13 protein-coding genes are annotated in these 16,053 nt (G+C 64.3%); 8 read left to right on the forward strand and 5 right to left on the reverse strand.

Annotated elements, in window-relative coordinates; translation table 11 throughout:
- Window positions 1-135 precede the first annotated feature (135 nt).
- From ACUN9V_RS15780 to ACUN9V_RS15805, 6 genes are all read left to right on the forward strand, one after another.
- Complete coding sequence (locus ACUN9V_RS15780; RefSeq protein ID WP_445512090.1) at window positions 136-867, forward strand: ZapG family protein; 732 nt, start codon at window positions 136-138, stop codon at window positions 865-867.
- Window positions 868-947: 80 nt separating this feature from the next.
- A complete protein-coding gene (uvrD, locus tag ACUN9V_RS15785) occupies window positions 948-3,188 on the forward strand; it encodes a DNA helicase II (protein ID WP_445512091.1) in 2,241 nt (746 codons plus the stop codon).
- A gap of 146 nt (window positions 3,189-3,334) precedes the next feature.
- Window positions 3,335-4,060, forward strand: coding sequence for a phosphate signaling complex protein PhoU (gene phoU / locus ACUN9V_RS15790; protein ID WP_075561525.1), 726 nt, complete (start codon window positions 3,335-3,337; stop codon window positions 4,058-4,060).
- A 105-nt stretch (window positions 4,061-4,165) separates the two neighbouring features.
- Window positions 4,166-4,894, forward strand: a complete 729-nt coding sequence (cysZ, locus tag ACUN9V_RS15795; RefSeq protein ID WP_445512092.1) for a sulfate transporter CysZ — start codon at window positions 4,166-4,168, stop codon at window positions 4,892-4,894.
- 289 nt (window positions 4,895-5,183) lie between these two features.
- Window positions 5,184-5,795, forward strand: a complete 612-nt coding sequence (locus tag ACUN9V_RS15800) for a superoxide dismutase (protein ID WP_439302823.1) — start codon at window positions 5,184-5,186, stop codon at window positions 5,793-5,795.
- A 280-nt stretch (window positions 5,796-6,075) separates the two neighbouring features.
- On the forward strand, window positions 6,076-7,044 hold the full coding sequence (locus ACUN9V_RS15805; RefSeq protein WP_445512093.1) for an SIP domain-containing protein: 969 nt from the start codon (window positions 6,076-6,078) through the stop codon (window positions 7,042-7,044).
- Between the two features lie 36 nt (window positions 7,045-7,080).
- Here ACUN9V_RS15805 and ACUN9V_RS15810 read toward each other — a convergent pair whose 3' ends face one another.
- The 5 genes from ACUN9V_RS15810 to ubiA all read right to left on the reverse strand — a co-directional run bounded on the left by ACUN9V_RS15810 (window position 7,081) and on the right by ubiA (window position 13,195).
- Window positions 7,081-7,959: a M23 family metallopeptidase gene (locus ACUN9V_RS15810; protein ID WP_445512094.1), complete on the reverse strand. Its 879-nt coding sequence runs from the start codon at window positions 7,957-7,959 to the stop codon at window positions 7,081-7,083.
- A 122-nt stretch (window positions 7,960-8,081) separates the two neighbouring features.
- Entirely contained in the window at window positions 8,082-9,806 is a 1,725-nt protein-coding gene (locus tag ACUN9V_RS15815) for a methyl-accepting chemotaxis protein (RefSeq protein WP_075561529.1), read from the reverse strand.
- 176 nt (window positions 9,807-9,982) lie between these two features.
- Window positions 9,983-11,335, reverse strand: coding sequence for a phosphate regulon sensor histidine kinase PhoR (gene phoR, locus ACUN9V_RS15820; RefSeq protein WP_445512095.1), 1,353 nt, complete (start codon window positions 11,333-11,335; stop codon window positions 9,983-9,985).
- 8 nt (window positions 11,336-11,343) lie between these two features.
- On the reverse strand, window positions 11,344-12,033 hold the full coding sequence (gene phoB / locus ACUN9V_RS15825; protein WP_445512096.1) for a phosphate regulon transcriptional regulator PhoB: 690 nt from the start codon (window positions 12,031-12,033) through the stop codon (window positions 11,344-11,346).
- A gap of 154 nt (window positions 12,034-12,187) precedes the next feature.
- Window positions 12,188-13,195, reverse strand: coding sequence for a 4-hydroxybenzoate octaprenyltransferase (gene ubiA, locus ACUN9V_RS15830; protein ID WP_445512097.1), 1,008 nt, complete (start codon window positions 13,193-13,195; stop codon window positions 12,188-12,190).
- A 121-nt stretch (window positions 13,196-13,316) separates the two neighbouring features.
- Between ubiA and ACUN9V_RS15835 the strand changes: the two genes are divergently transcribed.
- Window positions 13,317-14,273, forward strand: coding sequence for a LysR family transcriptional regulator (locus ACUN9V_RS15835; RefSeq protein WP_445512098.1), 957 nt, complete (start codon window positions 13,317-13,319; stop codon window positions 14,271-14,273).
- Between the two features lie 236 nt (window positions 14,274-14,509).
- The gene (locus ACUN9V_RS15840) at window positions 14,510-16,033 is read left to right on the forward strand and encodes an amino acid permease (protein ID WP_445512099.1); all 1,524 of its coding nucleotides are present in this window, start codon (window positions 14,510-14,512) and stop codon (window positions 16,031-16,033) included.
- Window positions 16,034-16,053: the final 20 nt, after the last annotated feature.

The following is a 16,053-nucleotide window of genomic DNA, read 5'->3' on the forward strand; positions in this document are numbered from 1 at the left end:
GGTGCTGAACTGGGGTTGGGTATTGAACCAACCCGCCGCGCGACCTGTCTTCAATTATGGTGCGGCAAAGATCGATGATGACGTTTGTCTTTCAACCACTTGAATTGTCTTTCAATCACAAGAGGCGGCTGATTTATGGAGAGCATTGGCGTAGGGCCCTGGATTGCCATCGCGGTGGCCGTAGGCGCCATCGGGGTGCTGGTCGGCTACTGGCTGGGCACCAAGATGGGCGGCCACAACACCGAACCGATGCGCGAGCTCAACCGCGAGCACAAGGTCTACAAGGAAGACGTTCGCGAGCACTTCGAGCAGGTCTCCGCGACCATGACCCGTATGGTCGAGGACTATCGCGAGATGTATCACCACGTTGCCAAGGGCGCCGAGAAGCTTGCCGACATGCATCACGAGACGGTGATCGAGCCGCCGCCCAAGCCCGAGGCGATCACTCAGGATCTGCACGAGCCGGAGGCCTCTTCGGGGCTGTCCGATAAGCCATCTGACAAGCCATCCGACAAGCCGGCTGACAAACCATCCAGCACCGAGAAGCCGTCTGCCGGCTCCGAGCATCGCGCGTCGCCGGGCGTCTCGACTTCGCCGGGCATCTCGACATCGCCAAGCGCTTCGACATCGCCGGGCATCTCGACCTCGCCGAGTGCTGCCGCGTCGTCAGGTATCTCGACTTCGCCAAGTGCTTCCGCGTCGCCGGGCGTTTCCAGCGCCGGTCCGAACGCCGGAAACGTCAGCGAACCGAACACGGCGTCGTCGGCTGCCTCCAGAACCTCCTCGGAGCGCCCGCAGGATGCGGCGATTCGCGCCGCCGCCGAAGATGCCGCCACCCAGCGTGGGCCGTCTTCGGACAAGCGCTAAGCGCCCCGGCGGGGCTTGCCGGCTATGTTAAGCTGGCGCGCTCTTTTCCATTCCCATCAGCAGGCCCCGCACGGTACCCAATGGATGATGTCTCGGCACTAATCGACTCCCTCAACGCCAATCAGCGCGAGGCCGTCGCCGCGCCGCCCGGCAATATGCTGGTGCTGGCCGGCGCCGGCTCGGGCAAGACCCGGGTACTGGTGCACCGCATCGCCTGGCTGATGCAGGCCGAGGGCGTCTCCCCCTACGCCATTCTGGCGGTAACTTTCACCAACAAGGCCGCCCGCGAGATGCGTACGCGTCTCGAGGCGCTGCAGGGCGCGACGCTGCGCAACATGTGGGTCGGCACCTTCCACTCCATCGCCCATCGCCTGCTGCGAACGCATTGGCACGACGCTCGGCTGCCCCAGCATTTCCAGATCATCGACAGCGACGATCAGCTGCGCCTGGTCAAACGTCTGCTGCGCGACCACAACGTCGACGACGAACGCTATCCGCCCAAGCAGGTGCAGTATTTCATCGGCGGCTGCAAGGAGGAGGGGCTGCGCCCGCAGCAGGTATCGACCCATGGCGACCCGTACATGGCCAAGATGGTCGAGCTCTACGAGCTCTATCAGCTGACCTGCGAGCGCGGCGGGCTGGTCGACTTCGGCGAGCTGCTGCTGCGCAGCCTGGAGCTGCTGCGGGATACGCCGGCCCTGCTCAAGCATTACCGCGAGCGTTTCGGGCATATCCTGGTCGACGAGTTCCAGGACACCAACACCCTGCAGTACGCCTGGTTGAAATTGCTGGCCGGCGCTGATGGCAATGGCGGGAGCGACGACGACCGCGCGGCGATGATCGTGGTCGGCGACGACGATCAGTCGATCTACGGCTGGCGCGGGGCCAAGGTCGAGAACATTCGCCGCTTCGAGAGCGAGTTCGCCAACACCCGGACCGTGCGCCTGGAGCAGAACTATCGCTCCACCAGCGTGATTCTGGATGCCGCCAACGCGCTGATCAGCCAGAACAGCGGACGCATGGGCAAGGAGCTGTGGACCGACGGCGACACCGGCGACAAGATTTCGGTCTACGCCGGTTTCAACGATCTCGACGAGGCGCGCTTCATCGTCGATACCATCGGCGAGCAGTCGCGTAACGGTTTCTCTCGACGCGAGATGGCAATTCTCTATCGCTCCAACGCGCAGTCGCGGGTGATCGAGGAGGCCCTGATCCGCAGCGGCGTGCCGTATCGCATCTATGGCGGTCAGCGCTTCTACGAGCGCCTCGAGATCAAGAACGCGCTGGCCTATCTGCGGTTGCTGCTCAATCGCGAGGACGACGCCTCGCTGGAGCGGGTGATCAACGTGCCGCCACGCGGTATCGGTACGCGCACGGTGGAGATCCTGCGTCATCGCGCCAGGGATACCAATGTGTCGCTGTGGCAGGCGCTGCACGACAGCCTCAGCGACGGCACGCTCAAGGGGCGTGCGGGCAATGCACTCAACGCCTTCGCCGAGCTGATCGAACGGCTCGACAACGACACCGCCGGCATGGCGCTGTACGAGATCATCGATCACGCCATTCAGATCTCCGGCCTGATCGAGCATCACCGCAGCGAGAAGGGCGAGAAAGGTCAGGCGCGGGTGGAGAACCTCGAGGAGCTGGTCAATGCGGCGCGGGCGTTTTCGCAGAATGCCCAGGCCAATCCGATCGATCTGCAGGAAGTCGGCGAAGGCGCCGCGGCGCTGGAACCGTTCCTGGCCGAGGCGGCACTCAATGCCGGTGATCACGAGGCCGACGAGTTCGAGGACTGCGTTCAGATGATGACGCTGCACTCGGCCAAGGGGCTGGAGTTTCCGGTAGTGTTCGTGGCCGGTATCGAAGAGGGCCTGTTCCCGCACAAGATGTCGCTGGAGGAGCCGGGACGCCTCGAGGAGGAGCGCCGGCTCTGCTATGTCGGCATGACCCGCGCCATGCGCAAGCTCTATCTGACCTACGCCGAGATTCGCCGTCTGCACGGTCGCGAAACGATGGCGCGACCGTCGCGCTTCCTGCGCGAGGTGCCCGAGGAGCTGCTCGAGGAAGTGCGGCTGCGCGGTCAGATCTCGCGGCCGGTGACGTCGCGGCCGAACGTGGGGGCGGCGCGCCAGCAGGGCATCGAAGGCAGCGACGACCTGCCGTCGCTGTCGCTCGGCCAGCGGGTCAGCCATCCGCTGTTCGGCGAGGGCGTGATTCTCGATGCCGAGGGCGAAGGCGCGCGGGCCCGGGTTCACGTCAGCTTCGAAGGCGAGGGTGACAAGTGGCTGGTGCTGGGCTTCGCCAAGCTCACGCCGCTGTGACCACGTGCGGTTCACGTCGCCGCCGGGTCGGCCCAATGCGGATGTCGTCATCTGTTTGCAATACTGTTGTGCCAGAATGGCGAGATAGGTCGTAAAACGTTCGTCGCGCCCCTGCTTTTCTTCGCGCCTCTCATTTGGAGCCTCGCATGGATATCACCAGCGATACCCACAGTCAGCACATCTCGCAGCAGTTCAATCAGGACCTGGAAGCCATCAAGACCCAGCTGATGGCGATGGGCGGGCTGGTCGAGAAACAGCTTCAGGAAGCGCTGGCAGCCCTGCTGGACGGTGACAGCCAGCTGGCCATCCGGGTGCGCGACAATGACAGCAGCGTCAACGACATGCAGCTCAAGATCGACGAGGAGTGCGTGCGGATTCTGGCGCGGCGCCAGCCGGCTGCCTCCGACCTGCGCCTGGTCATTGCGGTCATCCGGGCCACCAACGATCTCGAACGCATGGGTGACGAAGCCAACAAGATCGCGCGCAATGCGCTTGACCTGATCGAGGCCGGACGGATTCCCCAGGGCAGCGTCGAGATTCGTCATATCAGCGAGCACGTCGGCCATATGCTGCGCGATGCGCTCACCGCCTTCGCCCGTTTCGATACCGAATTGGCGCTGAAAGTGGTTCAGGAAGATGCCTCGGTGGACAGCGAATACACCACCGCCATGCGCTCGCTGGCGACCTTCATGATGGAAGATTCGCGCTCCATCGGCGGCGTGCTGAGCGTGATGACGGTCCTGCGAGCGCTGGAGCGGATCGGCGATCACGCCGACAACCTCGCCGAGCATGTCATCTATCTGGTCAAGGGCCACGATATTCGCCATACCTCGAAGAAAGAGCTCGACGCGGAAGCCCTGCGCGGTCGCTAGCGCCGCAGCAGGGGCGGCACTGGCTGTCGCCGCATTGGCGCGACATCGGCGGGACTGTGTTAGCGTGTCGATCACGCAACATACTGTCTGGTCGGCGGATTCGGCATGATCTATCCCCTAAAAGCGATTATCGAAGGCACGCGCCTGGTTTTCGAACCTGGCCTGCGCCGCTACGTGATTGGCCCCATCGTGGTCAATCTGCTGCTTTACGGCGGCACCCTTTTCTATCTGTTCGAGAATTTCGGCGGCTGGCTGGATTACGGCATGGGTCAGATCCCCAGCTGGCTTATCTGGCTGGAGTGGCTGATCTGGCCGCTGCTGGTGGTCGCGCTGGCACTGATCGTCTTCTTCACCTTCACGCTGGTCTCCAATTTGATCGCGGCGCCGTTCTACGGTTTTCTGGCCGAGAAAGTGGAAACCCGAGTCACCGGGCGGCCGCCGAGCGACGAGCGCGGTCTGGTCAAATCCGGTGTGGATGCGCTGGGGCGTGAACTGGTCAAGCTGGGCTACATTCTGCCGCGCATGGCGTTGCTGTTCCTGCTGGGCTTCGTGCCGGGCCTGAATCTGATCACGCCGTTTCTGTGGGCGGCGTTCTCGGCCTGGATGATGGCGGTTCAGTATCTCGATTATCCGATGGACAACAACCAGGTCGGTTTCACCGACATGCGTCGCCGACTGCGCGCGCGCTGGTGGCCGACGCTGACCTATGGCGCCTGCATGTCGGTGGCGACCTGGGTGCCGGTGCTCAACCTGATTCTGCTGCCCGGCGGCGTTGCCGGTGGCGTCATGCTGTGGGATCGCTACTACCGCTCCATGGTCCCGGTCGTCCGCTGAGGACATGCCGTCCGCGAGAGCGAGCGCGTGGCAACAAAATGCCGGGCCGGGGTTGAAAGTCGCCGTGGACAACGCCATCTACAATGAACGACATGGAGATTTGCCGAAGCCTTGATGCCAAGGTTGTCGACGCTTCGGAAAATCTTTCAAAATCAAGGTGATTGATAATCTGGGCATAGCCGAACAGTGCTCGAGCTCGCTTGACACTGTGGCCCGTTGCTCACTATTTTGATTCACCCGAGAGGCGCCCGCGTTGGGCAATGCCTCCTCACGAAAGGGAGTTTAGATCATGGCTCATAGCTTACCGTCGCTACCCTATGCGTATGACGCGCTGGAACCCAAGATCGACGCAATGACGATGGAGATTCACCACTCTCGTCACCATCAGACTTACGTCAACAACCTCAACGCCGCGCTGGAAGGTACTGGCCTCGAGGACGTACCGGTCGACAAGCTGATGGCCGATATCGACAAGGTGCCGCAGGACAAGCGTCAGGCCGTCATCAACAACGGCGGTGGTCACGCCAACCACTCCCTGTTCTGGACCGTGATGTCCAAGGACGGCGGCGGCAACCCGACCGGCAAGGTCGGCGAAGCCATCGAGAGCGAGCTGGGCGGTTTTGAGGCTTTCAAGGAAGAGTTCAAGAAAGCGGCCGTCGGCCGATTCGGTAGCGGCTGGGCATGGCTTGTCGTCACGCCGGAGAAGAAGCTCAAGGTCATCAATACCCTGAACCAGGACAGCCCGCTGATGGACGGCGTGACGCCGATCCTGGGCCTGGACGTCTGGGAACACGCTTACTATCTGAAGTATCAGAACAAGCGTCCGGACTACATCGCTGCGTTCTTTGACGTCATCAACTGGGATGAAGTCAACCGCCGCTATGCCGAAGCCACCGCCTGATCATTGGCGTTGACTGTCTCGGTATGAGATAGAGTAAGTATACGAGATGCCCCCGCCTCGGTTTCATTGCCGAAGCGGGGGCATCTTGCGTTGATTCCCACCACCGCGCCTTTTCTGATAGGCTGAGGCCGTTGGCTTCCTGCCGGCTCATTGCCCGACTCTCGTTCCCACTCTCGCCAGACGACCCGACATGACGACAAAGCGCTGCGATGCCAATTTAACGCTCACTGATGTAAATAATTTTCAATTGCGCCTGAGATCGTTTCTGGATGAGTACGACGTGGCCTATCGTAGCGACGAGCGCCAGGTGGCGATCGACCTGCCGGGGGGCGAGGCGCGCTTCTCGATCAATCGGGTCGGCCTGCATCTCGAAGCCGAGGCGACGACGCGGGATGGGCTGGAAACGCTGCGCAGCATCATCGAACACTACGTGTCGCTGTTTGCCGGCGAGAATGCGCTGCCGCTGCACTGGCATGGCGATGTCGTCGCCGCGCCCACTTTCGCCAACTTCCGCGAAATGCGGGTAACGCGAATCGAAGACCTTAGCCCCAGCATTCGCCGGCTGAGGCTGACCGGTGAGGATCTGGCGCGTTTCGATCATTCCGAAGAGTGGCACGTACGCCTGCACTTCCCACCCGCCGGCATCGAACACCCGCAGTGGCCGCGGCCCACCGCGCAAGGCGGCACACAGTGGCCGCCGGAGGATCAGCGCGCCGAGATTCGCTACTACACCATTCGTCGCCTGGACGTCGCCAGCGGCGAGGTCGAGATCGACTTTCTGCTGCACGAGGCGCCGGGGCCCGGCGGTGACTTCGCCCGTCGCGCCCAACCCGGCGACGTCTGCGGCATGGCCGGCCCCTATGGGCGGGGCGTCGCCGCGGCGTCGCACTATCTGCTGGCCGGTGACGAAACCGCCATTCCTGCCATTGCGCGGCTTTTGGAGACGCTACCGACCAGCGCGCAGGTCGAGGCGTGGCTTGAGGTCGAATCGCCGGTGGATGAGCTGGACCTGCCCGTTTCCGATCACTGCCGTGTCAGCTGGCGTCACCGCTGCCGTGGCCACGCACCCAGCGAGCAGCTCGCCTCGGCGGTGGTCGAGGCGATGCCCGCGGCCCGTGACGATCTGTTCGTCTGGTTTGCCGGCGAAGCGGATGTCAGCCAGCGCCTGCGCAAGCGCCTCAAACAGGAGTTTGGGCTGCAGAAGGGGCAGCACCTAGTGACGGGCTACTGGAAGAGAGAGACCGGCTGAGCCCAGCGACCCCTGAGTCCGTTCGAGTGCCAGCGCCTACTGAGTTCGTTCGAGTACCAGCAGCGGGTCGATCCGGGTATCGAACCAGTTCATGCCCCAGTGCAGATGAGGGCCGGTAGCGCGGCCGGTGGAACCCACCGCGCCGATCACCTCGCCCTGTTCGACGCTGTCGCCAACCTGCACATCGATCCGCGACAGATGCAGGAAATTGGAGCTGATACCGTAGCCGTGGTCGAGCAGCACGGTACCGCCGGTCAGATAGAGGTCGTCGGCAAAGGTGATCACGCCGCTGGCCGGCGCCTTGACCGGCGTGCCCTCGGCGGCGGCGATGTCCATCCCCGAGTGCGCTGACCCCGGCGTGCCGTTGTAGATCCGCTGATTGCCGAAGCGCCCGCTGATGCGGCCTTTGACCGGCCAGATGAAAGGCTGGGCGAAGCCCACCCGATCGTCATTACGCGCCCTCTCGGCACTCACGGCGGCCTGTTCGCGCTGGATACGCTGGGCGATCTCCGGTGGCGGCGAGACCGTCTTGGGCGGCACGCCGTCGATGCGCTCGATCGGCCAGTCCCGCGGCGTGATCGCCACCGATATCTGGCGACTGCGCCCGTCGGGCGTCGTGATATCGACGGTCTCGGCGCCGCTGGCATCGCGGCCCACCCCGAACACCACGGTGCCATAGCCGGTGACGCGAAGATCGTGCCCGGCCGTTGTCACCTGACTGCCCGGCGGTACGCGACCGATCACCATCGAGCCTTGCTGCACGCTATCGGGAAAGGTGATCGGGATGGTATCGATACGAGCGGTGTCGGCGCGAACGCCGGCGATGGCACACGACCACAGCAGCACAAAGGCAGTGGCGCCGACCAGGCGGCGCCAGGAGAAGAAAGCGGGGGTTGTCGGCAGGGTCGTCGGCACCGGTGAAGCTCCGTATCGCGGGATGCCGCCACCATAACCCGATCTGATGGCGGGAGAAACGGTGGCGGGGGGAACGGTGGCGGCAACGAGCGCCTGGATCCGAGCCAGGTTCTGTCCCCGACCTAGAAAGATTCCCAGTTGTCGTTATCGTCTCGTGCCGGTCGGGAAGGCGATGCCGTACTCGGCGCTGGGATCGGTGCCAGCTTGGGCGTCGATGACGCCGCCGTGGCTGATGTCGTGGCTGATGTCGTGGCCGTGGCCGATGTCATGGCCGCTGTCGGCGACGAACGGTAGCGTGTCATCAGGTCGCCATACTCGACATTGGCGACCTTGAATCCGGCCAGAGCTTGCTCCAGCGTCGCCACCTGCGCGTTGAGCGTGGAGGCGGCGGCGGAAGCCTGCTGTACCAGCGAGGCGTTCTGCTGGGTCACCTGATCCATCTGCACCACGGCTTCGTTAACCTGATCGATTCCGTTGGACTGTTCGCCGGAGGCGACCGAAATCTCCTCGATCAGATCGGTCATGCGGGCCACGGACTGGACGACGCGGCGAATGGTGTCGCCTGCCGTCGCCACGATCTCCGAGCCGGCATCGATCTTGCGATTGGAGGCATCGATCAGCTGGCGAATCTCGCGGGAGGCATCGGCGCTGCGGCTGGCCAGCGTGCGCACTTCGTTGGCGACCACCGCGAAACCCCGGCCCTGCTCGCCGGCCCGTGCGGCCTCGACCGAGGCATTGAGCGCCAGGATATTGGTCTGGAAGGCGATCGAGTCGATCACGCCGACGATCTCGGTGACCTGGCGTGAGCTGTCGGTGATGCCCTGCATGGTCGAGACGACCTGATCCATCATCTCGCCGCCCTCCGTCGCGGTGGTGCGCGCCTCGCCGGCGAGGCCGCTGGCCTGGCGGGCGTTGTCGGCGTTCTGGCGCACGGTCTGGGTCAGTTCTTCCATGCTGGAGGCGGTCTCGCCGATGGACGCGGCCTGCTGCTCGGTCCGCGCCGCCAGATCCTGGTTGCCGTTGTGAATCTGGCCCACACCGACGGTAATGGTGGTCGAGGCGTGGCGAATATCGGTCATCGATGCGGCCAGATGAGCGCGCATCCCCTCGATGGCTGCGAGCAGGCTGCGATCGTCGCCCGAGCGCACGTTCAGCGGTGTGGTGAGATCGCCCTGGGCGATATCCTTGACCGCATCGCGGGCCTGGCGCGGGTCGCCACCGAGATCGCCCAGCACGTTACGGATGACCCAGCCCATGATCAGCGTGATGATCGCCCCGATGACCCCGGCGATGAGGCTCATCTTGAGTACGCCGGCCCAGAACGCCTGCTGGATGTCGCTGATGTAGACGTTGGCGGCGAGGTACCAGTCCCACTCGGGCACGTAGCGGACGTAGTTGAGGCGGGACACGTCTTCGCCGTCGGCATTGGTCGAGGTGTACTCCAGGGTACCGTCGTCGGGCGAGTCCGCCAGCGCCTTGAGTTCGCGATAGAAATAGACCCCGTTATCGTCGCGGAAGTCGCTCATGTCGCTACCGATCTCACGCTTGGGGTGATAGACCAGATGGATATTGCTGTCGAAGGCATAGACATAGCTGCCGTCGAGATCCAGCGCCGATAGATTCCTGCGTGCGAAGTTCTGGGCAGCTTCGGTGGAGAACTCGCCGTTGGCGGCGCGCTCGGCATAGCGCTCGACCAGCGTCTGGGCGCTACCCACGAAGCTCTTGAGGCTGTTCACGCGTTCGGCCATCAGCGTCTCGCGCTTCTCCAGGGCCATCCAGCCCACCAAAATCAGCATGCCCAGCCACATCAGGCCGACCGTAATCCAGAGTTTCTGCCGCATCGTCATCGGGGGGATCCTTGTTGATCGTGAGAAGTGCGATTCATTTAGATGATTTAGAGGAATCCACTATCGGCCGATGACGATCCAGATTGAGAGGAGAGCGAGAGAAGAGCGAGAGAAGAGCGAAAGACAATCGAGAGGGAAGGGAGAGGGAAGCGCGGAAAACCCGAAAAGCGGGAGCGTCAGGCCGGCGTATCGGGCGATACCGAAGTCGGGCGAGCGGGAGCCGCTGCCAGACGCGACGCAGGAAACACGCAGCGAAAGCGCGCACCGAGCCCCGGGCGGCTGACGATCTCCAGCGTCGCCTCGTGGCGCAGCAGCACGTGCTTGACGATGGCCAGGCCCAGGCCAGTGCCGCCGGTGTCGGCGCTGCGGCCCTTGTCGACGCGATAGAAACGCTCGGTGAGGCGCGGGATGTGAATGGGGTCGAAACCGTCGCCATCGTCTTCGACCTCGATGGCGGCGCCGTCGTGCCACGGCTTCCAGCGTAGCGTGATGGTGCTGCCCTCCGGCGTGTAGCGAACGGCGTTGAACACCAGATTGGAGATGGCGCTGCGGATCTCCTTGGTATTCGCCAGCAGCTGCCGCGGCTCTTCGGCTTCTATCGTCAACTGGTGACGTTCGGTGCTCAACTCGCGGGCATCGGCGGCAATGCCCGCGAGCAGCGTCGCCACGTCCAGCGTTTCGCGATCATTGTTGGGGCTGTCGATCTCGAGGCGCGACAGCAGCAGCAGATCCTCGACCAGATTCTGCATGCGCGTGGTCTGCGCCTGCATCTGGCCGAACCCTCGCTGCCAGCGTTCGGGGAGCTGGCCGGCATGATCCGAGTAGGTCTCGAGATAGCCGGCGAGTACCGTCAGCGGCGTGCGCAATTCATGCGAGACGTTGGCCACGAAGTCACGACGCATCATCTCCAGCTGATGCAGCCGGGTCACATCGCGGGCCATCAGCAGGCGTTCGTTGTCGCCGAACAGGGTGAGATGGAACTGCAGGCTGTGATTGGCCTGAACCGGCGAGGGAATCAGCAGCGGCTCGCGGTAGTCACCCGACTCGAAATAGGCGATGAAGCGCGGATCGCGCAGGAAGTTGGTGATCGGCTGGCCGCGGTCATGGTCGGCCTGCAGGCCCAGCATGTCGCCGGCAGCGCTGTTCCACCAGTCGAGGTCGCCTCGGGAGTCGAGCATCACCACGCTGTCGCGCATCGCTTCGCAGGAGTCCTGGATTCGCCGCAGGATATCGCGCAGACGTCCCTGCAACTGGGTCTGGGCCTTCTGGTAGCTGTACAGGCGGTCGAACAGGTCGCCCCACACGCCGGTACCGGGCGGTGGCGCCTCGCGCGGGTTCTTCAGCAGCCAGATATAGAGCTTGCGCACGTGACGCAAATGCAGGAAGACGTAGAGCCCGAGCCCGGCGGCCAGCCCCCAGCCGAGTCCGGCGAGCAAATTGTGGCCCAGTTCGCCGAGCAGCAGGCCGATCGCGCCCAGTCCGAACAGCATGTAACCCAGACGCCACAGTTCGTTGATCCAGTAGCGCACTTGCTGACTTACTCCCGAGTCGAAAAACGGTAGCCGGTGCCGCGCACGGTCTGGACCAGATGCTGATGCGCTTCACCCAGCGCCTTGCGCAGCCGGCGAATATGCACGTCGACGGTGCGCTCCTCCACGTACACATTGCCGCCCCAGACCTGATCCAGCAACTGGCTGCGGGTGTAGGCGCGCTCCTGATGGGTCATGAAGAACTGCAGCAGGCGGTACTCGGTCGGGCCGATCTCCAGCGCGCCGCCGTGGGAAGTGACGCGATGGCTGGAAGGGTCGAGACGCAATCCCTCGACTTCGACCGCTTCCTCGATGCCTGGCGGTGTCGCCCGGCGCAGCACGGCTTTGAGCCGGGCGACGAGCTCGCGTGGCGAAAACGGCTTGGTGATGTAGTCGTCGGCCCCGGCTTCCAGCCCCTGCACCTTGTTGTCCTCCTCGCCCTTGGCGGTGAGCAGGATGATCGGCATCTCGGCGGTGGCTTCCTCGCGCTTCAACCGGCGTGCCAGTTCGATGCCGCTGGTACCGGGCATCATCCAGTCGAGAAGAATCAGGTCGGGCTTCTGGTCCAGCGCCATGGCGTGGCCGGTCTGGGCGTTGTCCGCCTCGAGCACGCGATAGTCGGCCATTTCCAGGGCGATGGCGATCATCTCGCGGATCGGTGCTTCGTCGTCAACGATGAGTACGGTCTTGGAGCTCATGCGCATGCCTCGGGTGAGCCGCCGGATGACCATGCCGCGTGATGCGATTGACGCGTTGTGGATGGTTTCCGGCCGTGACAGAACGGTGACGATTACATCGTGAAAATATGACAGCGATATGACAGGGGTGCCAGTCGGGTCGGTTTCGTTTCCATCAGACCGGCGGCCACAGCGTCAGCACCAGCCCCGCGAACAGCAAAAGCCCCGACCAGAAATTGTTGAGGAAGGCGCGGAAACAGGCGTCGCGCTCGCGTTCTCGGATCAGCCACTGCTGATAGACGAAGGTTGCCGCCATCGCTGCCAGCCCCAGCCAGAAAAATCCGCCCAACATCGTCTGCTCCACGCCGATCCAGGCCAGCAGTATCAGCGTCGCCAGCTGCAGCAGGCCGATGATCCGCTTGTCCCAACGGCCGAACAGTCGCGCGGTGGACTTGATCCCGATCTTGATATCGTCGTCGCGATCGACCATTGCATACTGGGTATCGTAGGCCACGGTCCAGGCGACATTGGCGACCAGCAACAGCCAGGCTTCCAGCGGCACGTCGCGACTGACCGCCATGAACGCCATGGGGATGCTCCACGAGAACGCCATGCCCAGTACCACCTGGGGCAGATGGGTGTAGCGCTTCATGAACGGGTAGATCGCGGCGAGCGCGACGCCGACGAAGGAGAGCAGCACGGTGGCGAGATTGGTCAGGCAGACCAGCACGAAAGCCAGCACCACGAGGCCCGCGAACAGGATCTTGGCTTCCTTCTCGCTGATGCGTCCGGTCGCCAGCGGCCGCGACTGGGTGCGCTTGACGTGGCCGTCGAGATGGCGGTCGGCGTAGTCGTTGACCACGCAGCCGGCGGCGCGCATCAGATAGACCCCGAGCACGAAGATGATCAGCGTGGCCCGATCTGGCAGGCCGTCGGCGGCCAGCCACAGCGCCCACAGCGTCGGCCACATCAAAAGCCAGGTGCCGATCGGCTTGTCCAGCCGCGTCAGGCGCAGGAAGTCGGGCAGGCGCGCCAGCCCGCGTGGTTGGGCGGCTGGACCAGTGCCGCGTGTCTGGGCGGCTGAACCAGCGTCGCGGGTGCGGGCGGCTGGACCAGCGCCGCGTGTCTGGGCGGCTGAATCAGCGCCGCGAGAGCGGGCGGGGTCGGAACCGGCGTGGGACATGGAGTTCTCCGAGACGACAGGCTGTCGATAGCGTGGGCCGAACCTTACACCACCCTTTTCCCGGCTTCGAGTCGTTGTATCCTCGAGGCACGATTGGCCTCCTGCAGGGAGCATGACGCGTATGCGCAGCGGCTTTGGTTTCGATCTCCGGAGCATGGAAATCTTCGTCGAGACGCTGGACCGTGGCAGTCAGAGCGCGGCGGCGGCGGCCCTGGGGCTGAAGCAGTCCTCCGTCTCCCAGAGTCTGGCGACGCTGGAAGAGGTTCTGGGCATCGCGTTGATCGAACGCCATGCGCGGCCGCTGGAACCCACCGCCGCCGGGCGCATCTTCTACGATCGCGCCCGCCGCATGCTCGACACCGCGCGGGCGACCCGGCGCGAACTCGACTCCGGCGCCTTTCGTCAGTTGCATCAGGTGCGCATGGCGCTGGTGGACTCCCTGGCCACCGCGGTGGGGCAGCCGCTGATCGCCGCGATACGCCGCCACACCAGCGACTACACCGTGACCACCGGGCTGTCCCACATGCACGGCCATGCGCTGCTCACGCGCCACGTGGACATCATCATCTCCGACGACCAGCTCGAGGACTACAACGGCCTCGAGCGCCATGCACTGCTGGCCGAGCCCTTCGTGCTGGTGCTGCCCGGCGACTGGACGGGGCCGGTGGACAGCCTGCCGGCGCTGTCGCGACGGCTCGACTTCGCCCGCTATACCACGCAGTCGCTGATCGGCCAGAGCATCGAGCGGCATCTGCGTCTCAACCGCGTGGAGCTGCCGGCGAAGCTGCATCTCGACAACACCTTTGCCCTGCTGCGGCTGGTCGACGGCGGGGCCGGCTGGACCATCACCACGCCGCTATGTCTCTATCAGGCCGGCCTCGACCGGCTGCATCTTCGCATCGAGCCGCTGCCGCTGGCGCCGCTGATTCGCCAGCTGACGCTGGTGGCACGCCGCGAGGAGCTGCGCGACCTGCCGGTGCAGCTGGCAACGGAAGCGCGGCGGTTGCTACAGCGTCATTTTCTCGCCGAACTTCGCCATCACCTGCCTCAGGTCGCCGAGCAGGTGCGGATAGACTGATTCGATCGCGACAGTCCCGGGTCGCTTTTCGGTCGCTATCGATTTTTCCGATAGCGTCGCGTTGGGTGGCATTGATCGAGATTGCCTTTCCGCGCGCATCGTGATCAGACTCGAAGCGGACGCGGTCAGACGATGCCGGCGTCGCTCCGTCGCCACTCGAGGGGACTCGGGGAAGATTCGGAGCGGTTACGGCAGCGGATCGCGACGTTGGATGACTCGATCCAGTGGAGACAACAATGACAAACCACGATAAACCCGCCAGTGGCATCGCCTACAAGCAGCAGGATACCCAGTACTTCGAGAAACGCGGCCTGCGCCGTCACGCCGGGCCCTGGTCGCTGTGGGCGCTGGGGGTGGGCGCGGTGATCTCCGGCCACTATTCGGGCTGGAATCTGGGGCTCGCCTCGGGGGGCTGGGGCGGCATGGTGATCGCCACCGTGATCATCGCCATCATGTATCTGGGCCTGACGTTCTGTATCGCCGAGATGTCGCCGGCGCTGCCGCATACCGGCGCCGCCTACTCCTTCGCGCGCTCCTCGATGGGGCCCTGGGGCGGTTTTGTCACCGGGCTGTGCGAAAACGTCGAGTACGTGCTCACGCCAGCGGTGATCGTCTTCTTCATCGGCGCCTATCTGGGCGGCATCTTCGAGACCGGGCCGGCGTTCCAGCCAGTGTGGTGGCTGCTGGGCTACATCGTCTTCGTGGGGCTCAACATCGTCGGGGTCGAACTCTCGTTCAAGGTGACGCTCTCCGTCACCTTGCTGGCATTGGCGGTGCTGCTGGTGTTCTGGTTCAGCGCCTTCACCCATCTCGACTTCTCGACCTGGGCGCTCAACATCGCGCCGGGCGGCGGCGAGCTCGAGGGCGGCCATGGCCCGTTCCTGCCGATGGGGATCGGCGGCGCGCTGGCGGCGATGCCCTTCGCCGTATGGCTGTTTCTGGCCATCGAGCAGCTGCCGCTGGCCGCCGAGGAGTCGGTCGACCCGCGGCGCGACATGCCGCGCGGCATCCTGCTCGGCATCACCACGCTGATCGTCTCGGCGGCGATGATCCTGTTCCTCAATCCCTCGGTGGTCGGGGTCGGCGCCTATGCCCTGGGGCAGTCCGGCGAGCCGCTGCTCGATGGCTTCAAGGCGATCTACGGCAGCGGCACGGCGAAGTTCCTGTCGCTGCTCGCGATCATCGGGCTGATCGCGAGCTTCCATACCATCATCTTCGCCCAGGGGCGGCAGATCTATTCGCTCTCCCGCGCCGGCTACTTCCCGACTTTCCTGTCGGTGACCCACGGCACCCGCAAGACGCCGCACGTGGCGATGATCAGCGGCGCGATCATGGGCATGGTGATCATGCTGATATGCTTCTTCGCCTTCGGCATGCAGGAGGGTTCGGCGGTGATCGGCGGCACCCTGCTCAACATGGCGGTGTTCGGGGCGATGTGCTCCTACATCGCCCAGGCCGCCTCCTTCATCCTGCTGCGCAAGCACCATGCCCACATCGAGCGTCCCTATCGCAGCCCGTTCGGCAATCCGGGCGCCTGGGCGACCATCGTCATCGCGCTGGTGACGATCTACTTCCAGCTCAGCGACGGGACTTATCGCATCGGCGTGATCGGCGTCGCCGCCTGGCTGGCGGTGGGCATCCTCTATTTTGCACTGGTCGGTCGCCACCGCCTGATCCTGTCGCCGGAAGAGGAGTTCGCCATGGAGCAGCGCGACCAGCAGCGCAGCGCCGGTGGTACCGATCGCGCGGCCAAACCCTGAGCGTCATCCCCACAGTCAGC

The organism is Salinicola sp. V024 (assembly GCF_052645315.1).